Raw genomic sequence first — 25,117 nt, forward strand, 5'->3', positions numbered from 1 at the left:
GATCCAGCTCCGTCGGGAGCTGTAGTTAGGCCCCATTGTAAGGGGACTTTTGAAATATTTTTGCTGTTTTCACAGGCCTTTCACCTGTGGCAAAGAGGCAACGCAAGTTTTTCGAGAAGCGTTGTCTACACCAGTTCTCCTTCCAGGTCGTAGTCAAATGCCTTTGTGATACGAACCTCCACGAAGTCGCCGGGTTTCAGGCGTTTGGTGGTATTGATGATCACTTCATTATCTACTTCCACAGAGTCAAATTCAGTGCGGGCAAGATACCTGCCAGACTCTTTTTTATCTACGATTACTTTGAAAATCTTTCCTACCATTTCCTGGTTTTTCTCCAGGGAGATTTCCTGTTGTACGGCCATGATATCCTGTGCACGTCTTTCTTTTTCGTCTGCCGGGATATTGTCTTCCAGTTCGTAGGCACTGGTGCCTTCTTCATGGCTGTAGGTAAACACGCCTACTCTATCGAAACGCATTCTTTCGAGGAAGCTTTTCAGTTCTTCTACATCTTCTTCTGTTTCTCCAGGGAAACCGGCAATCAGTGTAGTACGCAGGGCGATACCAGGTACTTTTTCACGGATGGCGTGTACCAGTTCCTCAATTTCTTCACGGGTGATCTGACGTTTCATCGCTTTCAACATACCGTTGGAAGCATGTTGCAGCGGCATATCCAGGTATTTGCAGATCTTAGGTGATTCATTCATCACATCCAAGATCTCTATCGGAAATTTAGTAGGATATGCATAGTGCAAACGAATCCACTCTAGTCCTTCCACTGCTGCCAATTCGCGCATCAGGTCTCCCAGGCGACGCTTCTTGTACAGATCCAGACCGTAATAGGTCAGTTCCTGCGCAATCAACATGATTTCTTTCACACCTGCTTTCACCAGTTTCTTTGCTTCTTCCACCAATTCTTCAATTGGTTTGGAAACGTGCTGACCACGCATGAGCGGGATGGCACAGAAAGCACAAGTACGGTTACAACCTTCCGCAATTTTCAGGTAGGCATAGTGGGTAGGAGTACTAAGCAGTCGCTCTCCTATCAATTCCGCCTTATAGTCTGCGTCAAATTTCTTCAGGATCAAAGGCAGTTCCATAGTACCGAACCAGGCATCTACGCCAGGAATTTCGGTTTCCAGGTCGCCACGGTAACGCTCGCTCAAACAGCCTGTTACGTAAACTTTGTCCAGTTTACCACGTTCTTTGAGCTCTACTTGGTCCAGAATAGTGTTAATGGATTCTTCTTTGGCTTTATCGATAAAACCGCAAGTATTGACTACCACGATGTTGTGGTCACGTTTAGTGCTTTCATGCACTACGTCGATTTCGTTGGCAGCGAGTTGGCCACTCAGCACTTCCGAATCAACCATGTTCTTGGAACAACCAAGTGTAATAATATTAACCTTGTCTTTCTTTAAAGTTTTCGTCTTCAAGGGCGAATGTTTTAGAGCATGCGGATCAGAATTGTTCTGTTCCGCTTACCGCCACGAAGACACACAGACACTAACATAATAAAACAGCAGACTTACTGTACGTGACTTTGAGCCTTAGTGGGGGTTGAATTAGGAAGGTGCAAAGTTAACAAAAAGAATTGATAATTATGAAATTAAAGATAAATGGCTGCAAATTAGCTGCTTGCAACCGTTTAAAAATGTTATTTTATTATTATACCTGTAACGCTTTCATCAACCTATTAGCTCTTTCTTTTGCTAATTCCCGTTTCTTATGATACCACCATCTAGGCGCCATTTTAATCAACAGATTATTCATGCCTCGTAATCCTACTATATGATAGAGTCCGTTTAATTTTCCGGCTAGTGACTGATCCATCGCACGTAAACTCATCGCGAAGCCAGCATTCAGGTATTCCATATGATGCCAATATCCGCCTGGCATAAAGAGGGTATCGCCATGTTCCAGGATGGTGGTATAGCCGCTGGCATAATTGAGCGCTGGATATGTATCTGTATCCAGGGCTTCATGCCAGTTTACAAAACTAGCAGCGCTCTCTACCGTAAAAGGCATCCGGTAAATGTAGGGCGACTGTTTATTTTCCAGCAATAGTACTCTTTTGCGGCCTACAAACTGGGTATGGAAGATATGAGAAAGGTCAATATCGTAATGCATATGGGCAACGGAGCCTGCTCCGCCCACAAAAAGCATTGGGTATTTCTTTAACAGTCCTTTAATCAGGAATTCCGGCCACATGAAATCGTCCGTTAATTGTGGCGCATGCTGAAAAATGTTGAAGAGAAAAATACGGAGGGCTACTGGGCCTTTCTGGATGAGGTCAAGATAATCGCCGAATTTAATGTAGTCGTCGGCACCGTTTACAGGGGTATTGGCATCTGCCCTAGTATTGTTATATACGCCTACGGTCTTATCTCCAACAATCGACTTAAAATAGTCCCAGGTCCATTTATCCCTGGCTGGCCAATCTTTGCTGAGACCGGATATTACCACTGGTATGCGCGGCTCATAATAGTTACTTTTGAATTCCTCTGGTGTAATGTTTTCAACTCGATCTATGCTTTTTATATTCATAACTACGAATTGTTATTAAAGGGTACAAAAACTACTACTCTAATTTAACAAATGGCAGGTTACGCAGCAACAAAACTGGTTGACTGGGGAAAGTCTGGAATCTATGTAGCTAATATTGAGCCAACCGGTAAGCGTCGGAATTATATCATTATATAATGCGAATATAATGTATTTGTTCGCTTACCGGTCAGATCTTTCTATTTGAAGTAAAAATTGAAGTAAGAACTATTTAAAATAGCAATTAATCAATACAAGTATTTCAATATCAGCTATTTACACTAAATAAGGAGTCTACAAAAGCATTTTTATCAAACACCTGTAAGTCTTCCATTTTTTCACCGATACCGATATATTTCACAGGAATTTTGAACTGGTTGGCAATGGCCAGCACTACACCACCTTTGGCGGTTCCATCCAGTTTGGTAATGGCGAGAGAAGTTACTTCAGTAGCAGCAGTAAATTGTTTGGCTTGTTCTACAGCATTTTGGCCGGTAGAACCATCCAATACTAACAGTACCTCATGTGGTGCATCAGGAATGACTTTCTTCATCACGCGTTTGATTTTGCTCAACTCGTCCATCAGGTGGATTTTGTTGTGCAGACGACCAGCCGTATCAATGATAATTACATCCACATTTTTAGCAGCGCCACTTTGAACGGTATCAAATGCAACAGCACCTGGATCAGAGCCCATGGCCTGTTTTACAATAGGAACGCCAACACGGTCACTCCAGATGGTCAGTTGATCAACAGCAGCAGCACGGAAGGTATCCGCAGCACCGAGCAAGACCGACTTCCCAGCTTTCTTGAAATTATAGGCGAGCTTACCAATGGTGGTTGTCTTACCCACACCATTCACTCCCACCACCATAATTACATAAGGCTTTTTATCCGCCGGCACATCGAAATCCCTGAATCCACTATCTGGAGCATCCACCAAAATTGCTGCAATTTCTTCTTGCAACATCTTGTTCAATTCACTGGTTCCCAGATATTTATCCTTAGCAACACGTTGCTCGATTCTATCGATGATTTTAACAGTAGTATCTACGCCAACGTCTGCAGAAACAAGGGCATCTTCGAGGTTATCCAATACTTCGGTGTCCACGGTGGACTTACCAGCAATGGCGCGTCCAATTTTGGTCAGGAAGCTTTCCTTTGTTTTCTGGAGGCCCTGGTCTAGGCTCTCCTTTTTCTCCCTGGAAAATAGGTTTTTGAAAAAGCTCATATTAGTAATAGTAGGCCTGTAATGCAGGCCGGGTCATTTTGCAAAATTCAGGCCGCAAAATACGGCTTTTCTAGGAAAGCGATGGGGAATTGCTTTCAAAGATGCAAAGATAGATATGGCGTATAGGCGAGAAATGTGCTCCTCTCCGAGCTAAATGAGCATAAGCCAGCTCGCGAAGCAGCAAGCAGTTGTCTCCCTATACCTACGCCGCAGGCGTCTTATACCTACAATATAACGACCTCTGCGTTAGGAAACACAAAAAGCTGTCCTATGAAGGACAGCTTTTCAGTATGATATTAGTAAAGCCGAATTACTTAGCGTTGATATGCTCTTGCACTTTGTCTTTGTGCACGATAGCCTCTTTGAAAGTATAGGCACCAGTCTTAGGAGAACGCACAGCTTTCACCACTTTAGTCCACACTTTCGCGTCAGCTGCGGCTTTCAAGTCTTTTACTTTTGAGTTCTTTGAAGCTGCTTTTGCCATGGTATATTGTTTTTATGGTTGATGGCCATATGGCTGTATTACAAACCAGCCATTAACCAAAAATTATTATTTAATTTCTTTGTGTACAGTCACTTTCCTCAGAATAGGATTGTACTTTTTCAGCTCCAGACGTTCAGGAGTGTTCTTCTTATTTTTTACAGAGATGTAACGGGAAGTTCCAGCAACACCTGAGTTTTTGTGCTCAGTGCATTCCAGAATTACCTGTACTCTGTTACCTTTTTTTGCCATTTTGTATACAAATTAAGTGAGTCCTAGAATTAAATTTCCTGACCAGCTGCACGCAATTCCTTCACTACTGCATACAAACCTCTCTTATTGATGGTTCTTAAACCGTCAGCTGATATCTTTAAAGATATCCATTTGTCTTCTTCCGCCAGGAAAAAACGTTTTTTCTGCAGATTAGGCAGAAACCTTCTCTTTGTCTTGATATTGGAGAAGGAAACATGGTGACCCGTAATCGGCTTCTTTCCTGTCACCTGACATACTCTTGCCATGATTCTAAAAATTTAGGAATGCAAAAGTCGAAATTTTTTATGGATTTTGCAAATATAATTACATGAATTTATTAACAAATTTGAAAAATCATGTCTGTATGAGACATTTTCACCCAAAATTTCGCTTCGCAAATGATTGATAATCAATTGTATATGGAGCAGATTTCCATCTGTCCCCCGATTAAATATATTTTTTATAACAATACAACCAGACTCTTCAGCACCGCTCCAAGTCTTACAGCCTCTAACACACGCTGTGGCTCCGTACCATGCTTCACTACCGCCTCTTCATGACTAGTAACACACCTCTCACAACCATTCAACGCTGATATCACCAGGCTCAATAACTCGAAAAACTCTTTCCCCAACACCGGATTCGCCATAATACTCATACGAATACCTGCAGCCGTAGTTGTATAAAACTCCTTATTCACAAAATGCCTGAAACGATAGTAGATATTGTTGGCATTCATCAAGGAAGTACAACTCAACACTTCAGCAATCTCTTTCTCTGTTGCACCTTCTGCTGCGGCCAACTTCTCAAAGGAAGTCTGCAATGCTGCATGCTTCTCGTTTACGGCAACAGACAGACCTATCAGATAGGCTTCCTTCTTGCTGAGGGTAGATGCGCCCAAAGCATTTGTAACGTTTATTTTCAGATCCTTCAGGTAACGCGCATCTGCATTTACCAACGCCTGCAGCTTGTCAGATACCGGCAGTTCCGCTAAACCTACTGTCTCTAACAATTGAATAGCAGTATCCTGATTTGTTGTTGCGAACATATGTTGTATAAGTAAATTTAAAACCCGGGGAAACAGGTGCACCCCATCTCCCCGGATATCAATAATGTAAGTCTGTTATTGGAATTAAGCAGTCAGGGTAGCTTCACCTTTCTGCCAGTTGCAAGGGCACAGCTCATCTGTTTGCAGCGCATCCAGTACACGCAGCACTTCTTTTACAGAACGACCTACAGACAGGTCATACAGAGATACCCAGCGTACAATACCTTGTGGATCTACGATGTAAGTAGCACGGTATGCAACTTTCTCATTTGATTCCAGGATACCCAGCTCTTCTGCCAGAGATTTAGAAGTATCTGCCAGCATTGGGAACTGCAGACCACGCAGATCTTCGTGATCTCTTCTCCATGCTGCATGCACAAACTCACTGTCGGTAGATGCACCAATCAAAACTGCATCACGGTCAGCAAAATCCTGCGCGTGTTTGTTGAACTCAGCAATCTCAGTAGGACATACAAAAGTGAAGTCTTTTGGCCACCAGAACATTACCATCCATTTGCCAGAGTTTTTCAGCTCTTCTGAAGACAGCTCATAAAATTCTTTACCTTTTTCAATAGAAACTACAGCCGTTTTTTTGAATTCGGGAAACTCTGACCCTACGGATAAAATAACATTTTTCATATCTATATTCGATTTTTGATTTGTTTGCCTGCAATATTATTTCTTTCGACGCCGCAAAGATCACTTTACATTCATTATTAATCAAATAGATTTTTAAAATGCCGCATTGAGTTTTTCTATATATGCCCTCATCTCCTGTTCCAACCCGCTATTCCAGCCTACTTATCTTCATAAACAATTATTTAATATTCCTACTCCCCTTTTTATGTTATTTCCGTAACATTTTGGCACACTATTTAGTTATATAAACGGACATAATTAAAACTAGCATGGAAATGAAAAAGAAATATTTACTACTTGTGATCGTAACGATTGGACTTGCTTTGATTCCGTTTATTAAAAACAGCATCATCAAACAGGATGAATTCGACGCAACCAGAGATCTATTCATCTGATGTTTAGCGGGTCCCTTAGTGCCGTTCAAAACTTCCCCTGATTGGGGTCAGGCTCCCATTTGCTCTTAGGTTCATAGTGCTGCCAAATCGCATAACCCACCTTCCGCAATAACTGCCAGGCTTCATTATCCCGGTTCCAGCTTTGATCCGCATTATTCTTTGTGGCGATACAATACACATAATCGCCATGAGGCGCGTTGACCATCATCACTTCTGATCTCGATTCATCTACTGCTCCATTTTTTGATGCAGTTCTGATATTTTCAGGAACCTGCAGTACGCCCTGGGTGTCCCAGTAATTACGGGTCAGGTTCCTGTACATGCGCTCACTACTCGCGCGATCTATCACTTCTCCCTTATAAATCATCTCCATCAGTCGGGCCATTTCCCGCGGAGATGTTTGCCCCCAGCCAAATTCCTTACGATTAGCTTCTCTGCCCACTGTCCGGGAATTTACCCGCAATACTTTAAAACCATTACTTTCCAACCAACTATTAATGGTGGCACCTCCTCCTGCGAGCGATTGTAACCACAAACTGGCCGTATTATCACTCATCGTCAGCATCAGCATCACTACTTTATCCAGATCTATTTTTTGACTGTCCTTAAACGATCCCAGGATATCCAAACCTGGATACAAGAGGGAATCTCGGTACACCAACGGCTGATGATAATCCAGTTCCCCTTTCGCAATTTTATTGAAAATACCTACCTGGATAGTGGTTTTTATCATGCTGGCAGTAGGGAAAATAGTATCTGCATTGATACATACCTCCTTCCCCGAGGGAAGATGATGTACATAGATGCCAACTTGGCCATGAAAATCTTTCAGTAATTGCTGCAATTTGGCAGTCAGTTTTTGATCGGTTTGCTGTGCGCTGCCTGCGAGGGCAAACATACAGCAGGCAAGGAGTAGAGATAGTGTCTTCATTGGGATAAAATACAAAAAATCCGCCTCGGGCAAAGCGGATTTTTTTTGGGAGATGACAGTCGCTCTGCCATCCATATGTTTATCAAAGCTTACATCAAGTTACTTCGTTGATCAGATCCGCAAAATTGCGGATACCAATCTTCTTGGAGGTGGTATATCCTTCTGCATACTCCACTCCTACCATTTTTCCCATCATTTTAGCACGGTAAACCACGCTATCAAAGAAACCGGAAGAGGAAATATAAGTTTGTGGTTCATTATCTTTTGGCGCCAGGAACTGAGTAGTGAAGGCCTTGATGGCATCCAGCTTGCGATCCATCACCGGACTGATATCTAACACAAAGTCAGGCTCTAAATAACGGTCCTGGATGAAATGAAATACCTGTTTAGGACGCCATGCCTGCTGTTCTTCCCCATCTTGCTGGGTGGACACCTTTCTCAGACCTGCCAGGAAACAGCTATCTGCAATCAGTTTGGCAGCACGGCCATGATCCGGGTGACGGTCGTCGATGGCGTTGGCTAGCACTATTTCCGGGCGGTATTTCCGGATGGCGGCAATAATAGCCAGTTGCTCCATGGTATCATTGCGGAAGAAGCCATCGGCCAGACCGAGGTTTTCGCGGACTTCTAAGCCCATAATCTTTGCAGCGGCCTGGGCTTCCTTTTCCCGAAGTTCAGGAGTACCACGGGTTCCCAATTCACCGCGGGTAAGGTCTACAACGCCTGTCTTCATACCTTTGGCTGCATGCATCATCAGTGTACCGGCACATCCCAACTCTACATCGTCGGGGTGTACCGCTATCGCGAGTATATCCAGTTTCATACGTTAAAATTGAGATGCAAAGATACGGATACAGATTAATCTTCGGTGCTAGTGATGGCAACCCCTACTTTCCTGTCTGTGACGTGGTATTTTTCTTCCAATTCCTTTGCTGTCAGCAGTTTCAGGTCGATGAAGTTTTTCTTTTCTAGCACAAAGAGGCGGGCCTCATCACTCCCTTGAATGATTTTGTCATTGACAATAAAGCATATCGCGCTATCGGAAGGATATTGTTTGCGTAGACTGTCGTATGCGGGAGACACGGATTTAAGGAAAGTATTTACGCGCTTACGGGCAAATGGCTTGGTTTCTATGTATACGACCCCATTTTCTGCCTGGCTGCCATAAATCAGCACTGCTTTACGTCCTTTGGCGATTGTCATCAAACCAATATTATCTGGCGTTAGACCGGTCATCACACCGGGAGTTACCCTTACACTATCCAATACATAAACGGGATCGTCAGTGGCTGTTTCCTGGGCGAAAACGGCAGTGGGCAACAATAAAGCGGCAAGCAAAAATAAGCGGAATCTCATTCAGCGAAGGTACGTTTTCTTAATTATAGGCACGGTAATGCTGGTACATTTCCAGCTCCTGTACGATATCTTCAATGTCTTTATCTTCCTGTTTGTCGTAGTCACTTTTCAGGTTCCCTCCGAAGAAGAAGGCAACGGTTTGCCAAAGGCGTGCATTAAAGCCACCTTTCAGCTCCTTGATGATCTCATAGCAGTTCTGGCCAGTTTCCCGGTTGATCAGCTTCATGAGCACCTTGCCTTGGTATACGGAAAGATTGGTGAGTTTATCGCCAAACTGGGCCTTCAGCTCTTTCTCTTTGCTAGCGAGATAGGCCTTTCTGGCGCGGCCATTTGGTAGTTTGGCCATTTCCACATTCACATCCTTGAGGATGCGGGCGGCAGATTTGGCATAGGGATAAGTGACGTATACGGCATTCCGTAATCTTGTCCACCGTTCCCGCTCTTTGGCTAAACGCCTGGGGAGTTTATCCACCACATCAAAAATGGCGAGCGTAATCACCGGAATCGTGTCTTTCCCTACCACCATTGCATGCAATGCAATCGTATCCGCTCCATGGGCTTCCTGTGCGAAAACCGGGCGGCTATACGTGGCAAAAGCCAGCATCAGGGATAAGCAGAAAATTACCTTCTTCAGCGTACGCATAAGCTTTAAAACGCTCCTTACTATCGGAATGTTACCACAAGTTAATTAAAGATTTGACATTTCTTGTAGGGAGTTTACCGGTTGCATTTTCAAGATATGAATAGCAAAACTGTCGATATCCTTTGTCACTTCAGGCACCGCCTTGCTGGTGAGTACAGAGCCTAATACATGTGCGCCTGCACCCGGCACCGGAATGGCCATCTTCAAACTATCAGGTGTACCTAATTGCTTGTACATATCCAGGATGGCAGATACTTTCACGGTTGGGTCTTGGTGCGCTTCATCCTTGTAATAATACAAGTTCAGCACGGGCTGGTGTACACGCTCAAATGTCTTTTTGGTCATGGTGGTTTCCAGCAGTTCCTCCAATTGTACTACGGCCTCCAGGCGATAGCGGTTATCCCAATATTGATGGATAATCGAACTGGTATCTTTCCCTTCCCGGAAATCCCCTTTGGTGATTAAACGAGCTAATTGCAGCCCCCAGTGGTCATTGGCTAAAAAAGCATATTTATCGTTGATCGCGATATTAGGCGACATATTCACCAATGCATAGACCTCATTGGGGTATTCTGCAGCCAGTTTCAAAGCGAGCGTGCCGCCAGTGGAAGTGCTCATGAGGATGACCTTCTCTCCCAGCGAGCGCCCTATCATCAACGATTTCTTCGCGTCTTCCCATAAACTATCGGCAGACATATTCAATAAAGGGTTCGGCGATTGCAAACCGTGCGCATTGAGTCGGGAGAGATACAAATTACATCCGAACATACGCGCAAAATCACGATGCACAGGATTTCCCTCTTCCTGGCTGGCAGAAAAGCCATGCAGGTAGACCACCGCATAAGGCGTACGTTGATGTGGCGTATCGGCCCATATAATCCTGGCCTCATTATCGGGGCGTACAGGTTGTGCAGCCTCACCCGTACGGATATACGCATCCAGGGAATCTGGTTGTAAAGGCACTAAGGGTAGATGTAGATCATAAACAGGTGTAGAAGGTTTGGGGCCTAACATGTAAACGATCGCCAAGGCGGATATCACTATTAGGAATATACGAAACCTGCGTTTCATAACCGGGGGTTTTTACTATAAATGTAATAAGATAATACGGTTAAAAATCGCATAAAAAAAGGATGTAACAAAAATAACAAAAGGACTTGACGTCTGCGACGTCAAGTCCTTTTGTTATTTTATTCGTCGCTTCTGCCCAGTGGGCAGCGGCGACAGACGTGATATTTTTGTTATACTTTTTCTTTTACTGGTGCTTTTGCTTTAGCAGCGCCAGTTTTGCCACCTTTATTCAGTCTAACTCTGTAGGCGATAGCGATAAAGGTACCTACAATCATCACGATGACACCCAGCCACAGTACATTGATGTATGGGAAGATGATCGCTTTCATGATAATGTAATCGCTGCTCGCATCAGCCTCTTTTACTTTGATCTGCACTTTACTTTCGGCAGGCATGATCTTACTGAAACGTACCTGGAGGGCCAGTGGCGCCAGGGTATCTTCGATACTGTACTGGTAAGAGCTATCGCGGATCAGGTATACCGGTTGCAGGTGGAAATGATCATCTGTTTGGGTATATACTTCGAGATCTGCACCTACGGCCAGGTCACCGGCTTTCGCCTCATAGTTCCTGTTGGTCACCTTGGTATTGAGATCTTTCAGGATCATGAAACCTTTCGAGAAGAAGATAGAATCTCCTGCTTTTACATCATGCGTTACATATTTGGTAGAATCATCTGCTGGCTCATTTTTATCCTTTATTGGAGGAGTAGCAGTGATATATGTAAAGATATCTCTTGTCAGGTAGTGTCTGGAAGATGGATTAGAGGTTAATGCATTTTCTTTTTTATTCACGAATGCATTTGGATAGAGGCGGAAATGCTCTACCACTTTACCTGCTTTATCCTTACGCACATAATCTACTTTGAAGTACACCTTCGCATCGCCGGTGGCAGAAGAATCCCCTACATAGGTAGCATGGTATTCGCCCATTTCAACAGGCACTCCCAGCGGCAACATGATGTTTTCGCGGGCATTCTGTTTACTTTCTTTACGGAAGATGTCCTGGCTCAGCATTTTCATTTTATCCAAGGAGATTACTTCTTTCTTCGCAGACGACAGCAATGCGCCGAGCAGCACCATACCGAAACCAACGTGTGCGATAGAAGCACCCGCCGTTTTGATTTTACCTTTCAGGCCCGTGAAGATATACATGAAGTTGCCCACAATGGCGTAGATGCTAGCAAACAGCATGAAGTATATAGCCGCCAGGAAACCAGCGCCATAATCTGTAAAGTGTACACCGCCTCCGAGGATAATAGCCAGTGTAGCCACCAGGGAGATTGCCGTAGGCACCAGCAGTTTGCGGGTGAGGTCGCGGCGAGGCGTATCCTTATATTTCATGAACTGTACCAGTGCTGTGAGGATACCCACAATGATCGCCAGCCAGATCTGGATTTTATTATAATGGAACATCACTTCGGCAGGAGGCGCCATCTGTTCCATTTTGAACAGACTTCTAATGCCGGTGATATCTAGCAATTTATTCCAAACCGGAATAGAAGTGGTGAAGGTGATCTGGATAGCTGCAATCATCAGTACCAGGGCGCCTACAAACAGCCAGAATTCGCGGGAATAAGTGCTTTCTTCCTTGTGAACAGCAGGAATCTCTTTTCTGCGTGCAATCATCATCCAGATGGAAGGTACGGTGAATACAGCCATGAAAATCAACAACTGACCGCTCATACCCAGATCCGTGAAGGAGTGTACGGAAGAGTCACCCAGGATACCGCTTCTGGTAAGGAAGGTAGAGTACAGGATGAGTATGAAAGAGATAAAGAAGAAGAAAACGGTAGATTTCAGTGCATGGCCAGTGGATTTATAGGCCAGGCAAGTGTGTACACCTGCCACCATCAATAACCATGGCACTAGCGAAGCGTTTTCTACAGGGTCCCAGGCCCAGTAGCCACCGAAGTTGAGTGACTCGTATGCCCAGGCGGCACCCATCATGATACCGAGGCCCAGGATGGCAATGGCAAACAGGCCCCAAGGTAAAACGGGTTTAGTCCAGCCGGTATAATCGCGGGTCCAGATGCCAGCGAAAGCGTAGGCAAAAGGAACGATGGTAGAAGCAAATCCCAGGAACAGCACAGGCGGGTGAATCACCATCCAGTAGTTCTGCAGGGTCAAGTTGAGGCCGTTACCATCTTTGATGAAGCTGAGGTATTCGGCAGATTGGAAAATAGGCGCAACCTGATTTTCTTCCGCCTGACGCAGGAGCATAAATGGATTGCTACCTACTTTATAACCGAGAATATAGATACCCAGGAGCATACTGCTCATCATCAGTTGGGAAGCGGAAATTACCGTCATTACGGGATTCTCCCATTTACCGCTGGTACGGATGAGGATAATTCCCAGTACGCTGTTCCAGATACTCCAGAGCAGGAAGCTACCTTCCTGGTCGGACCAAAGGCTGGAAAGCAAATATTGAATAGGCAGGTCGCGGGAGGTATTGCGCCATGCGTATTTATATTCAAAAAAGTGATTATACAGAATATAGTATAGGCAGCAGAAAATGGCCAATACCGCTACGGATTGGATAAAAAAGCCCCATCTGCCTATTTTTTTCCAGGATGCTCTTGCCGTCTCTTCTTTATTTACCACGGCGCAATAGTAGGATACAGATGCTACCATTGATGCTACAAATGCCAGAACGGCAAAGAAGTGACCGAGTTGGCCCAGTATTAGATGTTCCCCTACAAACTTCATGATTTCTACAGCTAAAGATTAAAGTGTCTGATTGCCAACTGCTACCTGGTCATTCTTATATTTAGAAGGACATTTCATCAGGATTTTGTTACAATGAAAATCCTGGCCTTCCATTTTACCAGTAAGTACTATTGATTCCGCTTTTTCGAAGTCAGTAGGTTTGGCACCATAAAACACCACCTTGCGCGTTTCGCCGGTTTTATCTTTTACATAGAAACTGAATAAATTGGCATCTTTCTGTGGATCGTAGTTCATGTGCTGGAGAGTATCTAGCGTGCCGATCACATGGAATTCCTTCCCTTCTTTCTGTCGGGCGGTTGCGAATGTTTCATAGGTACTGAAATCACCCACCATGGTAATAATAACCCCTATTGCCACCGCAATAACCACCAGCAGTATAATATTTGTTTTTTTCATATGAAAATAATCTTCCCTATTGTCGTGATACAAGCTGCAAAACCCTCTACCAGTCTGAATTCCAATCCCATTGCAAAAAACCTGTATTTATCTACTCCTAATTAATGCCGCAAAATTAACGCAAAATGGCCTTCCGAAGTCAATTTTTTGTATAAAAGGCAATTCTTTTTTAATGAAATCGGGCGGTAAGTAAACTAATACTATCTTTGCGCGGAATTTTGAATTTAGAATTTTATCATGGCTGATTTATCTCAATTTGACCCGAACTCAGTGGGACTGTTGTCTAACAACATTTTCGGGCTTCCTTTTCAGGAAGAAGATGCGAAACTGGTATTGTTGCCAGTGCCTTGGGAAGTGACTGTTTCCTATAGTAATGGTACCGCTCGTGGTCCGGAGCATATTTTCAGGGCTTCCCTGCAGGTAGACCTCTACGATTCAGACGTTAAAGATGGCTGGAGAGAGGGTTTCTTTATGCGGGAACCAGACAAACACCTGCTGCTGCGCAGCGATTACCTGCGTAAAGAGGCAGAACTGTACCTGAAATTCCTGATGGAAGGGGGTGATATTTCGGAAAATGAGTTTCTGAAAAAGACTCTGGTAGACGTTAACAACGGTACTAGAGCTATGAATGAGTGGGTATATAACCAAACCCGCGAACTCCTCTCCAAAGGCAAACTGGTAGGCTTAGTAGGCGGCGACCACAGTACTCCGCTGGGCTTCTTCAAAGCCATTGGCGAGCACAAAGGAGACTTCGGTATCCTCCAGATCGATGCTCACTGTGATCTGCGCGATAGCTTTGAAGGCTTTAAATATTCCCATGCCTCTATCATGTTCAACGCATTAGCGGAAGTTCCGCAACTGCAGAAACTGGTGCAGGTAGGTATTCGTGATTATTGCGAAGAGGAACTGGACTACATCAACAACAGCAATGGCCGTGTAGTGACCTTCTTCGATAAAAATATCAAAGAAAGACAGTTCGAAGGCGAAACTTGGAAATCTATTTGCGATAGCATCGTAGATACACTGCCACAGCAGGTTTTCATCAGTTTCGATATCGACGGACTGGATCCTAAACTGTGTCCGCACACGGGTACCCCGGTTAGTGGCGGTTTTGAAACAGAACAAGTATATTACCTCTTCAAACGTGTTATTGCCAGCGGTCGTCAACTGATTGGTTTTGACCTGAACGAAGTGAGCGCTTCCCACGATGAATGGGATGCCAATGTAGGAGCACGTGTACTGTTCAAACTCTGCAACCTCCTGGTGAGCGCCAACAAATAAACATTACTGCATGTATAAACTGCGTATCATACATCCCAATGCCAATAACAGGCTGAAACTATTGCCTGTTATGCATGGCGTAGTGGGAGTGCTGTTCCTGGTGAATGCCCTAGGCATTTACCGGGGAGCCCAGCCTAATTGGTTCCTGGCGTCGTTCTTTGTCGCTGTAGGACTGGCTAGCCTGGTATTTCCGTTTACCGCGAGGAAGTTTCGCAACTTCCCGGCAGCCAATACCATGGCGCGCATCGTGCAGGTATTCGTTTGCATGACTGGTAGTCTCTACTTCTTATCCCACCTGGCGCCAATGGCAGCATTGATGTTGATCATTGTCGGGGCTGGACTGGCCTATATCGCTTGGTCGGAGTACAAGGTATTTCAGCCGGCATTCTTGAGGCTGGACCAGACGGGTATTAGTGTTCCGACCGCTTTCGCCACAAAGGTGATTGGCTGGAACGAGTTGAATAACGTAATTTTGCGCAATGACCTGCTGACCCTGGATTTCAAAACCAACAAAGTGGTACAATTGGACCTGGTAGAATTACCAGCGCAGGAAGAACGAGACGCACTGAACGCATTTTGCAAAAGCAGGATCTGATAAGGATACTGAATAATCAACAACATTTATGGCGGTATTAAAGCAAACACCTTACATACTTTATTCCGACGGAGAGGGTAATATCTTCGAAGATATGTCTATGCACGTTGCTGGACGTAGTGGATGGGATGCCTATCCCATCGACGCAGAGGAATGGATTGAATTACCTGAAGGCGGAAACCTGTATGAACTGCCGGGCCGCAGAGGCATTGGTCTCAATGCGGAAACCGGAGAAATGCAGCTCTGCGAAAAAGGCTGGGCTGTAGCGGCTTTCATTCCGCCAGCACATACCGGATTTTACCTGGCTGCTTATGAAACCATGCCAGATGCACCTACCCTCCCACTCTTCTGCTATACTGCAGTAGGTTGGCTGGATGGCAAATTCTATGTTCCTGCTACCCGTATTGAATCGGATATACGTCAGGAATGTGGTGGTTTCGATGCTAAAAAAGTAAAACAAGGCGTAAAACAGTTGATGGCAGCGTACCCGCATAACAGGCTGGTACAACACCTCGCTGAAAACTGCGCCCTGACATATGAATGTCCTGCTGCTCGTAACTACTTTATGGGCAGATGGGAATGCCCAATACCTTCCTCTCCTGCCTGCAACGCCAACTGCGTAGGATGTATCTCCTTCCAACCAGAAGAAGAAAGCATCGTATCTACCCAGGATCGTCTGCGTTTCAAGCCTACAGCGGAAGAAATTGTGGAATATACCGTACCGCACCTGGAATCAGCACCTTTCCCGATTGTAAGTTTCGGACAGGGTTGCGAAGGAGAACCACTGCTGATGTGGGAAACCATTCGGGAATCTATCATCGAAATCCGTAAGCACACGCCTAAAGGCAGTATCAATATCAACACCAACGGTAGTAAACCAGATGCAGTAAGAGCCCTCTGTGAAGCGGGTTTGAACAGTATTCGTGTAAGTATGAACTCCTGCCAGGAAAGATACTATACTCCTTACTACCGCCCGAATAACTACAAATTCGAGGATATCGTGGAAAGCTTGAAAGTAGTGCGTGAATTTGGCGGATGGACTTCCATCAACTATTTCGTATTCCCAGGTATGACCGATACAGAAGCGGAGTATGAAGCATTACGCAAACTCATTCAAGAAACAGACCTGAACATGATCCAATGGCGTAATTTCAATATTGATCCGGATTGGTACCTGGGTCGTATGAATATTGCGGAAACTGGTGAGTGTATGGGTATCAAGCAATTGATGGATCTGATCCATGAAGAGTTCCCGAATGTGAAATTCGGATACTTCAACCCTCCGATGGAACGTATCACCGGAGATTATATGCAAGATTTCGCTCACTAGGCTTCTTCTTCTAGTGATAACAATAACCCGTCTCTATGCGCGCTTTCAGCTCCAAATCGGTACTGGCGCGCATAGGATGATGGGGACATCCCCGTCACCTTTCTGAATACACGATTAAAAGTAATTGGATTGTTATACCCCGTTGCATAAGCCACAGAGGCAATGCTATCATACTCTCCCCCGATAATTTTCTTACAGGCTGCATTGATCCTGATTTCATTCAGGAATTCCAAGTATGTTTTACGGGTATGTTTCTTAAAGTATTTACAGAAGGCATAAGTAGTGAGATGCGCTACATTCGCAATTTTCCCTAGGGTGATATTTTCCGCGTAATGTTCCAGGGTATATTGGTAGATGTCGTTCATCCGAAGTCCTTCAGACTCACTATAAGCAGTGCGGGAGAACCCAGTTGATAAAGACTTCCATTCCTTCACCTGTTTCGTCATTTGGAGGAGCAACTGAACAAATGCCAGCAGGCGCTCAGCACCTGTCAGTTTGGAAATGCGGACAATATCCGGCCCGAAACGCTCTTCATACATCGCAGGCAGTTGCAGACTGTTCCTGGAATGCTGGAGGAATTTGCGGATACCTTCCATTTCTGGTAGGCCCAGCAATCCTTGGAGGGCATGCTCGTGATCGAAGAAGATATGAATAGCGTGAATGTTCTTTTCCTTCAGGTTCTCGAAGTATTTGGCATCCCCTTTAAACATATGGGGCTGGTTGGCACCAATGATATAGATCTCACCCGCTTTGAATGGCTGTGTGTAATTACCAGTGATGAGCGTACCCTCGCCGCGAATAATCAGCGTAATCTGTGCCTCCTGGTGGCGATGCAGGTAATGGTAAAAGTATGGTAAGATGTCCTCCTGTACTACTACGGAGCCTTCATCAGCTACCGGAACTGTAAATTGGATAACTTTCATTTACCAATTTTACTACATTTTACCAGATTTTAGCAAATCCGAGACAATATTTGTATATCGTTTAACAATTTTTGTGGTGGATAGCAGCATCTGCCGTTTTAAACTCCATCTTTTTAATAAGATCCAGTCTTTTTTGGAGGAAGAAAAACCCGGCAGCAGCCAGGATACAGCCTCCGGCGGTCAAGCCCCACCATACTCGGAACCCCAGGTGTCCTACTACAAAGGCTCCTGCGGTAGGAGAAACGATATTGGCCACGGAATAAGAAATTGTATAGAGGGCGGCGTATTGTCCCCGGTTGTGATCCCTGCTCCTACCGATCCAGAAACTGTTCATAAACGGCAGGGAAAGCATCTCCCCAAATGTTATAATCACCATAAACACAGATGCGACCATCCAAAATGATGGCATTAGTGATAAGAAGACATAAGCCATGCATACTACCAATGCTCCTCGTACAATGAAGAGCAGATTAGGCATACGTCCATCCAAGTGATAGATCATCACCATTTCAATCACCGCGATCATGATACCATTGACAGACATATTCAGACCGATGGCCCATTCTTCCATATGCAACACTTCTTTGAAATAAAGCGGCACGATGCTGGAAAACTGGAACAGGCATATCGCACTCAACATAGCAAACACCAGGAACCAGATGTAGATCTTGTCTTTCCAAACTGAATCTTTGATAATGGATTTGTCGGCATGACTTTTGGCGGGAGCCGGTACTGGAGGCAGGAATACGCGCATGAGAATGGCGGCCGTCATACAGGTTGCGCCATCTGCCCAGAACAGCAGGTCATAGCTGAAACTGGCTAGGATACCACCGATTGCAGGACCTACAGACCATCCCAAGTTTACCGCCAGGCGATTCAAAGAATAAGACCTGGTTCTGTTTTCTGGTTTACTATAGGCAGCAATCGCGATACTGTTGGCTGGTCGGAAGGCATCGCCCACAGAACTCAGCGCAAATACGCACATACAAATTTGTGGAAATGTATGCATCTGGCCCAATAAAATGAACAATAAACCGTTAGAAAAAAGACTCCAGAACTGGACCTGGTAAAATCCAATTTTATCTGACAGCCAGCCACCGAGCGAAGCGCCGACAATTGCGCCCGAGCCGAAACAGGCCATTACAATACCAGCTTGTCCGATGGTGAAATGTAAATGTTGGGTTAGATAAACGGTCATAAATGGTATCACCATGGTGCCGCTTCTGTTAATCAACAATATAAGCGATAACCACCAGGTGGCCGGGGAGAGCCCAGAGTAGGCATTTCGATAAAGACTCAGCGTTTTTTGTACGGGATTCATAAACAGGATGCAAAGATAAAATTTAATGGATGATATTGGTGTAACTTATTGCGTAATTATTAACTTTGATTGAAGATCAAGCAGCAGACAACATGCAGGAAGATAACAAGAAGAAAAATTTAAAGGCTTTAGGAGTGACTATCGGCGTACATGCGTTGCTGTTAGTAGCGTTGTTGTTTGCAGGATTTTCTGCTCCTCCACCATTGCCCAACCAAGATTTGGGAATGGAAGTAAATCTGGGTACTTCCGATGATGGTATGGGAGATGTACAGCCGCTTGATCCCAATCCGCCAGCAGCAGAAGCGCCAACACCGGCCCCTGCTGAAACCCAGGAAGCTGCAAAAGCAGATGCAGAACCACCTCAGGACATCGCCACCGATAACGATGCAGATGCACCTGAAGTAAAAAAACCGGAAAAACCGGTGGTAAAGCCGCCAAAGGAACTGCCTAAAAAACTGGAACCTAAACCGGAAAAAAAGCCAGTGAAAAAACCGGCTGTTGAAACACCTCCAAAACCAGCACCTCCAGCACCTGCTCCGAAACCGAAAGCAGTGTTTGGTGGTATCACCAATAATAATTCCTCCCATAGTGGTAATGGCGCCAATGGCTCCAACAACTCCCCTGGCGAAGGTAATACCGGCAAGCCCGGCGACCGTGGCCAGATAAATGGAGATCCTAACGCCAAAGGCTATACGGGCGGTGGCGGCCTCGGTGGTGGCAGATCCGATTTCAACCTGAAAGGACGCAGTTTGATCGGTAGACCATCCGTTACCTACGACAGCAACGAATCCGGCTATGTAGCCATCAGTATAAAAGTAGACCAACAAGGAAATGTGATTGCAGCCAGTTATAGCATGAGTGGTTCTACTATCAGCAATGATAATCTGATCGCTATTGCCAAACGCGCTGCATTGCAGATAAAATACAATGCCAGTCCTGATGCGCCTGAAGTTCAATTTGGACTGATCAGGTTCTATTTCAAGGCTGAATAAATAATACCAAGATTGTGATGTGATGTATGTGAGAATGGGATAAGCAATTCACCCGATTCAAATCGGCATGCCTTGTACTGTCCTTGACAAACCAACACCTGTGAAAACTATGAGCACTAATACGCAGCTATCCTGCGTCATCGAAAACACCTGTTTTACTTACTTTTTGCCAGCAAATGAAGATTTTTAACCGTGTCCTGTCGGGAACAGTCATCGCGATTGCATGCACCACTGCGGCTGCAGCGCAGACCTTTTCCGGCTTTCATCAAAGTAATTACGCCGGCGTGTACGGTATTCTGTACAACCCGGCCAGTGCAGCCGCTACCCGTTATAAATGGGATCTCAACATCTTTGGCGCAGATGCCAAAGCAGGGAATACTTATATGAGCTTTCGGAAGAAAGCGCTTTTCTCCCATGCCTATGATACCCTTCGGAAAAACCAGGATTATTTCCTGGATACTACCGCCAGAAGAGGACAAAACGCTTGGGAAATGGCAGAAATCATGATGCCTTCCATCATGTATTCTATCGATGAAAAGCAGACCATATCGTTTGTTTGGCGTGTTCGCAGCAGTAGTAATGGCGGCAATATACCTACTGAACTGGCTAATTTCTTTGGCGATAATTTTCCGAACTCCAGGTATAAAGGTGCTAGTTATACCATTGAACATGCGGCTGTTGCTTCCAACATCTGGCAAGAATTCGGTTTCAGCTATGCTCGCATATTGCGCAACAACTATGGCGGCGTATGGAAAGGAGGTATCACTTTAAAATACCTCAGTGGCGTAGCCGCAGGTTATGCTTCTGTCGATAATACCACCTTTCAGTTCAACTCTACACGCGATGGCAGCGTCAGCAAAGGAACGATGCGTTACGGTTACTCTGAGAACCTGGACCACTGGAGCAAACCCAATATCAGCAATTTCAAAATTGGCCAAAACCCCGGTATTGGCGCAGATTTGGGACTGATCTATGAATACCGCCCAGACAACGACGGCTTCGGAGATTATGTAGGCGACCACTGGAACCCGTCTTCAGATGATTACCAATTTCGTGTAGGCGTTTCCATTACCGACATCGGTAGCATCGGTTATACAAAAGCTCCTTCCAATACAGACCTGCTGCTGCAAACAGCGCATGTGGACCCCAGGGAGCTGACTTATAAGAAGAACCAGAGCCTGAAACAGTATTCCAATCAATTAAATCAAGTGTTCACCCCTGTGGCTTCATCAGAGGCTTTCCGCATGGCATTGCCTACCACCCTGCATCTGATGGGAGATTACAATGTAGACGATCGTTTCTTTGTATCTGCCAATGCTGATATTGCGCTGAATGCGGGTAAACACAATATTTACAAAACCTATGGCATGACCCAGGTACAGGTTACTCCCCGCTACGAAGTGGAGTACTTTGGGGCAGCGCTGCCTATTGTGGTGAATCACAACGGGCAAGCGGATGTAGGCGCTGGTATCCGTATTGGGCCCTTGATGTTTGGTTCATATTCTTTATTCACCAACCTCTTCCGCCGTCACTTAGATCATGCGGATGCTTATGTCGCCCTCCGATATATTCCGATATTCAAAAAGAGCGATGCTAACGGCGGTGGCATCTTCCATATGCGTAAGCGACAACTCCGCTGTCCGGCCAATAGCAATTAAGGTATGCGCTTGTAATTGCAGGAATTTTTATCTTCGCCTGAGATTATGTAGCCATGCAAAAATATCAAGAGATACTGGACTTCCTTTATCAACGGTTGCCAATGTTCACCAAGGTGGGCGAAAGTGCGTTCAAAAAAGACCTGGACAACACCGTAGCCCTGCTGGAGGTTATCGACAACCCTCATAAAAACTTCAAATCCATTCATGTTGCCGGCACCAATGGAAAAGGCTCTTCCAGCCATATGTTGGCTGCTATCCTCCAACAGGCCGGCTATAAAACCGGTTTGTATACCTCCCCGCACCTACTGGATTTCCGGGAGCGTATCAAAGTAAACGGACAGATGGTTAGCGAGCAGTTTGTCATTGACTTTACGGAGAGAATGAAGCCGGCTATTGAAAAAATCAATCCGTCCTTCTTCGAGCTCACCGTAGCCATGGCTTTCGAGTATTTTAAGCAAGAAGCAGTGGATATTGCCATCATTGAAGTGGGATTGGGCGGCCGGATAGACAGCACGAATGTGATTACCCCGGAAGTATCGCTGATTACCAATATCAGCTATGATCATAAAAACCTCCTCGGGGATACCTTGCCACTCATTGCTGCGGAAAAAGCTGGGATTATCAAAGCTGGTATACCCGCTGTTATCAGTGAACGACAAACCGAGACCAAGGATGTTTTCATCCAACAGGCCGCTGCTGTAGGCGCACCACTGCATTTCGCAGATGAAGAATGGATGGGCGCTGCCAATGGCACCAAAATTACCAATACACATCTCGATCTCACCTTACTGGATATACGAAAACAAGAAACCCGCCATTATAAACTGGACCTGAACGGGCAATACCAGGAAAAAAATGTGATGGGCGTATTGTCTGTCACCCATATCCTGCAACAACAGGGCTGGCAGATCACAGAAGAACATATCAGCACCGCCCTCGCGCATGTAAAACGATTAACCGGTTTGCGCGGCAGATGGGAAGTGGTGAATCAACATCCGCTGACAGTACTGGACGTAGGGCATAATGAAGCAGGTATCATCGAAATCATGCAGCAGTTGCGGCATATGACCTATACCCGCTTACATATCGTCACAGGATTTGTGAAAGACAAAGAGGTGGAGAAAGTATTACCACTATTTCCCGGCAATGCGCAATATTATTTCTGTAAGGCACAGTTGCCAAGGGCGCTGGATGAAGTAACCCTTACAGATATGGCTGCAGCACACGGTTTGGAAGGTCAGGCCTATCCAACGGTACAACATGCACTGCAAGCCGCCAAACAACATGCGGAGAAGGATGATATGATCCTGGTTTGCGGTAGTTGTTTTATTGTAGCAGAGGCACTATAATTATTTCATCTGCAACCTGTTCAAATGCAGTAATGCATAGAAGACGCAGGTCACATGCAGACTTTGCAGCAACTGGTTATCTTTGATCAGTTGCTGCAGTTCCTCCATAGACATGAGTACTACCTCAATCTGCTCGTTGTGATCCAGTTGTTGTTCCTTCACTTTTACGCCTCCTGTAGCCAGGAACATATGTGTTAGGTTGTTGGTGGAGCCTGGATTTGCGGAAACGGCGCCCAGCGGGATGATTTCCTTGAAACTATAACCTGTTTCTTCCATTAGTTCCCTTTCCATAGCAAAAGCTGGAGAAGGATCTGTATCGTCCATGGTGCCGGCTGGTATTTCGATCATGGTTTTACCCAGTCCATGGCGGTACTGACGGATCATGATGGCTTGACCATCCTCTGTGAAGGCGAGGCCATTTACCCAGTCGTTGTATTCCAGGACATAATACGGCTCAATGATACGTCCGTCTGGGGTTTCACATACATCCTTTCTAGCTGTCAGCCAGGTATCCTTATGCAGGTATTCTGACGACAGTAATTTCCAATCCATATTATTCATTGCGGTAGATTATTCCCAGTTCATTCTTTCCTTCAACGCGGTCACATGCGCCACGTGATGTAAGCCGTGCCAGGCGTACATGGCGATGATTGTTTTCAGGTTGAATTCTTTTTTATGTTCCGGATGATAAAAAGTACGCTCCCATTGCTCCGGTGTCATGGCTTTCAAACAGGCCACCCAACGGGCATGAAGGGCGTGTAATAAGGTGATAGATACGTTAGTAGGCACGGTGGCAACATCCGGTAGTTCTGCCCAAGTTTTCTCCTCGTAAGGTTTGATGGTGGGTACATCTTCTGTGAGGGTCAGTTTCAAACGCGTATAGGCGTTGATGTGACTGTCGGCCACATGATGGACCAATTGCGTAACCGTCCAACCGCCGGGCCTGTAAGGCGTATCCAGTTGGGCTTTGTCCATCGACTGTATCACTGTTTCCAGCAGCGAGGGCAGGTAACGTATATCGTTGATAAATCCGTTCAGTTCTTCCGGGGTATAATCCACTTTCGCTTGAAAGTGACCTATAGGATATTGCAGTGCTTCCATTACGGTATGTTTATTAGCTTTCGCGTAATTCTTTTCCTGTTAGGTGGATGAATACATCTTCCAGGTTGGCTTTTTTCACTTCTTTTTTGCGTTCGAAGCCAGTTGATACGAGTTGATCAATCAGGCCATCCGGGGAATTCAGCGCAATGATCTCGCCGCTATCTACGATGGCGCAGCGATCGCAGAGGAATTCCGCTTCATCCATGTAGTGTGTGGTGATCACCACAGTCGTTCCTTGTGCGCGCACTTCCAGGATTAAGTCCCAAAGGCTTCTTCTAGCCTGTGGATCCAGTCCAGTGGTAGGTTCGTCCAGGAAGATGATGCGTGGTTTGTTGATGAGCGTAGTAGCGATGGAGAAACGTTGTTTCTGACCGCCGGACAACTCTTTATATTTAGCGTGTGCTTTATCAGAGAGATTGAACATGCCGAGGAGTTGGATGGGATCTACGGGTTGGTTGTATAATCCGCCAAACATCTCAATCAGTTCTGTCAATTTCAGGTTGGGATAATAGCCAGAGCTTTGGAGCTGTACTCCTATGACTTTTTTGATTTCTCCGGGGGATTGATCCAGGTCGAATCCGTCTACGTTGACGGTGCCGCTGGTTTTTTCCCGGAGGGTTTCGATGATTTCTAGCGTGGTAGATTTTCCTGCGCCGTTGGGACCGAGCAGGCCGAAGATTTCTCCTTCATACACCTCAAAGCTGAGTCCTTTCACTGCTGTAAATTCTCCGTATTTCTTCACCAGGTTGCTAACCTCGATGATTTTCTTCTTTTCCATGCCGCCAAATTAGACATTAATTAGGAAAAGATAAAGATTGAATCAAAAAACGGAGTGAGGTCTGCGACGTCAC

At 45.3% G+C, this 25,117-nt stretch carries 26 protein-coding genes; 6 read left to right on the plus strand and 20 right to left on the minus strand.

From position 1 onward, the window contains the following. Positions 1 to 125: 125 nt before the first annotated feature. The 15 genes from rimO to JO154_RS03565 all read right to left on the minus strand — a co-directional run bounded on the left by rimO (position 126) and on the right by JO154_RS03565 (position 13,716). Positions 126 to 1,433 (minus strand): 30S ribosomal protein S12 methylthiotransferase RimO, encoded by a 1,308-nt coding sequence (gene rimO / locus JO154_RS03495; protein ID WP_291941850.1) that lies wholly within the window; start codon positions 1,431 to 1,433, stop codon positions 126 to 128. A gap of 232 nt (positions 1,434 to 1,665) precedes the next feature. Next, positions 1,666 to 2,544: a cupin-like domain-containing protein gene (locus JO154_RS03500; protein ID WP_291941851.1), complete on the minus strand. Its 879-nt coding sequence runs from the start codon at positions 2,542 to 2,544 to the stop codon at positions 1,666 to 1,668. 265 nt (positions 2,545 to 2,809) lie between these two features. Continuing rightward, positions 2,810 to 3,772, minus strand: a complete 963-nt coding sequence (gene ftsY, locus JO154_RS03505; RefSeq protein ID WP_291941852.1) for a signal recognition particle-docking protein FtsY — start codon at positions 3,770 to 3,772, stop codon at positions 2,810 to 2,812. 310 nt (positions 3,773 to 4,082) lie between these two features. Continuing rightward, on the minus strand, positions 4,083 to 4,256 hold the full coding sequence (locus JO154_RS03510; protein WP_167017618.1) for a DUF4295 family protein: 174 nt from the start codon (positions 4,254 to 4,256) through the stop codon (positions 4,083 to 4,085). Positions 4,257 to 4,322: 66 nt separating this feature from the next. Next, a complete protein-coding gene (gene rpmG, locus JO154_RS03515) occupies positions 4,323 to 4,505 on the minus strand; it encodes a 50S ribosomal protein L33 (protein ID WP_111592687.1) in 183 nt (60 codons plus the stop codon). A gap of 29 nt (positions 4,506 to 4,534) precedes the next feature. Next, positions 4,535 to 4,771, minus strand: coding sequence for a 50S ribosomal protein L28 (gene rpmB, locus JO154_RS03520; RefSeq protein WP_218377732.1), 237 nt, complete (start codon positions 4,769 to 4,771; stop codon positions 4,535 to 4,537). A gap of 194 nt (positions 4,772 to 4,965) precedes the next feature. Then, complete coding sequence (locus tag JO154_RS03525) at positions 4,966 to 5,553, minus strand: carboxymuconolactone decarboxylase family protein (protein ID WP_291941857.1); 588 nt, start codon at positions 5,551 to 5,553, stop codon at positions 4,966 to 4,968. A gap of 84 nt (positions 5,554 to 5,637) precedes the next feature. Further along, positions 5,638 to 6,192, minus strand: a complete 555-nt coding sequence (locus JO154_RS03530) for a peroxiredoxin (protein WP_073086202.1) — start codon at positions 6,190 to 6,192, stop codon at positions 5,638 to 5,640. 420 nt (positions 6,193 to 6,612) lie between these two features. Continuing rightward, positions 6,613 to 7,518: a serine hydrolase gene (locus tag JO154_RS03535; protein ID WP_291941860.1), complete on the minus strand. Its 906-nt coding sequence runs from the start codon at positions 7,516 to 7,518 to the stop codon at positions 6,613 to 6,615. Between the two features lie 94 nt (positions 7,519 to 7,612). After that, positions 7,613 to 8,341, minus strand: a complete 729-nt coding sequence (gene bshB1, locus JO154_RS03540) for a bacillithiol biosynthesis deacetylase BshB1 (protein ID WP_291941862.1) — start codon at positions 8,339 to 8,341, stop codon at positions 7,613 to 7,615. A gap of 35 nt (positions 8,342 to 8,376) precedes the next feature. Continuing rightward, positions 8,377 to 8,874 carry a hypothetical protein gene (locus tag JO154_RS03545; RefSeq protein WP_291941863.1) on the minus strand — a complete coding sequence of 166 codons (498 nt, stop codon included), beginning with the start codon at positions 8,872 to 8,874 and terminating at the stop codon, positions 8,377 to 8,379. A gap of 19 nt (positions 8,875 to 8,893) precedes the next feature. Continuing rightward, entirely contained in the window at positions 8,894 to 9,517 is a 624-nt protein-coding gene (locus JO154_RS03550) for a DUF4294 domain-containing protein (protein WP_291941865.1), read from the minus strand. 45 nt (positions 9,518 to 9,562) lie between these two features. Beyond that, on the minus strand, positions 9,563 to 10,588 hold the full coding sequence (locus JO154_RS03555; protein ID WP_291941867.1) for an alpha/beta hydrolase: 1,026 nt from the start codon (positions 10,586 to 10,588) through the stop codon (positions 9,563 to 9,565). Between the two features lie 170 nt (positions 10,589 to 10,758). Beyond that, positions 10,759 to 13,299 (minus strand): cytochrome c biogenesis protein CcsA, encoded by a 2,541-nt coding sequence (gene ccsA, locus JO154_RS03560; RefSeq protein ID WP_291941869.1) that lies wholly within the window; start codon positions 13,297 to 13,299, stop codon positions 10,759 to 10,761. An 18-nt stretch (positions 13,300 to 13,317) separates the two neighbouring features. Then, entirely contained in the window at positions 13,318 to 13,716 is a 399-nt protein-coding gene (locus JO154_RS03565) for a cytochrome c maturation protein CcmE (protein ID WP_291941870.1), read from the minus strand. A gap of 237 nt (positions 13,717 to 13,953) precedes the next feature. Between JO154_RS03565 and JO154_RS03570 the strand changes: the two genes are divergently transcribed. Genes JO154_RS03570 through JO154_RS03580 form a run of 3 tightly spaced genes read left to right on the plus strand, consistent with a single transcriptional unit; the run spans position 13,954 to position 16,922 of the window. Next, positions 13,954 to 14,997, plus strand: a complete 1,044-nt coding sequence (locus JO154_RS03570) for an agmatinase family protein (protein WP_291941871.1) — start codon at positions 13,954 to 13,956, stop codon at positions 14,995 to 14,997. A gap of 10 nt (positions 14,998 to 15,007) precedes the next feature. Then, the gene (locus JO154_RS03575) at positions 15,008 to 15,592 is read left to right on the plus strand and encodes a hypothetical protein (RefSeq protein WP_291941872.1); all 585 of its coding nucleotides are present in this window, start codon (positions 15,008 to 15,010) and stop codon (positions 15,590 to 15,592) included. Between the two features lie 28 nt (positions 15,593 to 15,620). Further along, positions 15,621 to 16,922 (plus strand): radical SAM protein, encoded by a 1,302-nt coding sequence (locus JO154_RS03580; RefSeq protein WP_291941873.1) that lies wholly within the window; start codon positions 15,621 to 15,623, stop codon positions 16,920 to 16,922. Here JO154_RS03580 and JO154_RS03585 read toward each other — a convergent pair. Together JO154_RS03585 and JO154_RS03590 are read right to left on the minus strand one after the other, a co-directional pair. Continuing rightward, on the minus strand, positions 16,919 to 17,845 hold the full coding sequence (locus JO154_RS03585; RefSeq protein ID WP_291941874.1) for a helix-turn-helix domain-containing protein: 927 nt from the start codon (positions 17,843 to 17,845) through the stop codon (positions 16,919 to 16,921). The two genes, JO154_RS03580 and JO154_RS03585, sit on opposite strands and share 4 nt — an antisense overlap. 61 nt (positions 17,846 to 17,906) lie before the next feature. After that, complete coding sequence (locus JO154_RS03590; RefSeq protein WP_291941876.1) at positions 17,907 to 19,166, minus strand: MFS transporter; 1,260 nt, start codon at positions 19,164 to 19,166, stop codon at positions 17,907 to 17,909. Positions 19,167 to 19,231: 65 nt separating this feature from the next. Here JO154_RS03590 and JO154_RS03595 point away from each other — a divergent pair, with 65 nt between their 5' ends. The 3 genes from JO154_RS03595 (at position 19,232) to JO154_RS03605 (ending at position 23,165) form a co-directional block, all read left to right on the plus strand. Further along, a complete protein-coding gene (locus JO154_RS03595; RefSeq protein ID WP_291941877.1) occupies positions 19,232 to 20,158 on the plus strand; it encodes a hypothetical protein in 927 nt (308 codons plus the stop codon). A gap of 176 nt (positions 20,159 to 20,334) precedes the next feature. Next, positions 20,335 to 21,816 carry a DUF5723 family protein gene (locus tag JO154_RS03600; RefSeq protein ID WP_291941878.1) on the plus strand — a complete coding sequence of 494 codons (1,482 nt, stop codon included), beginning with the start codon at positions 20,335 to 20,337 and terminating at the stop codon, positions 21,814 to 21,816. 53 nt (positions 21,817 to 21,869) lie between these two features. Then, positions 21,870 to 23,165 (plus strand): folylpolyglutamate synthase/dihydrofolate synthase family protein, encoded by a 1,296-nt coding sequence (locus tag JO154_RS03605; protein WP_291941879.1) that lies wholly within the window; start codon positions 21,870 to 21,872, stop codon positions 23,163 to 23,165. Here the strand turns inward: JO154_RS03605 and JO154_RS03610 are convergent, their stop codons facing one another. From JO154_RS03610 to JO154_RS03620, 3 genes are read right to left on the minus strand one after another with little or no spacing between them, the layout of a single operon-like run. Then, positions 23,166 to 23,726: an NUDIX hydrolase gene (locus JO154_RS03610; RefSeq protein ID WP_291941880.1), complete on the minus strand. Its 561-nt coding sequence runs from the start codon at positions 23,724 to 23,726 to the stop codon at positions 23,166 to 23,168. A gap of 9 nt (positions 23,727 to 23,735) precedes the next feature. After that, positions 23,736 to 24,266: a YfiT family bacillithiol transferase gene (locus JO154_RS03615; protein WP_291941882.1), complete on the minus strand. Its 531-nt coding sequence runs from the start codon at positions 24,264 to 24,266 to the stop codon at positions 23,736 to 23,738. 13 nt (positions 24,267 to 24,279) lie between these two features. Further along, a complete protein-coding gene (locus JO154_RS03620) occupies positions 24,280 to 25,044 on the minus strand; it encodes an ABC transporter ATP-binding protein (RefSeq protein ID WP_291941883.1) in 765 nt (254 codons plus the stop codon). Between the last annotated feature and the right edge of the window lie 73 nt (positions 25,045 to 25,117).

Origin of the sequence: Chitinophaga sp. (assembly GCF_019236475.1) — a bacterium.
Classification (GTDB): domain Bacteria; phylum Bacteroidota; class Bacteroidia; order Chitinophagales; family Chitinophagaceae; genus Chitinophaga.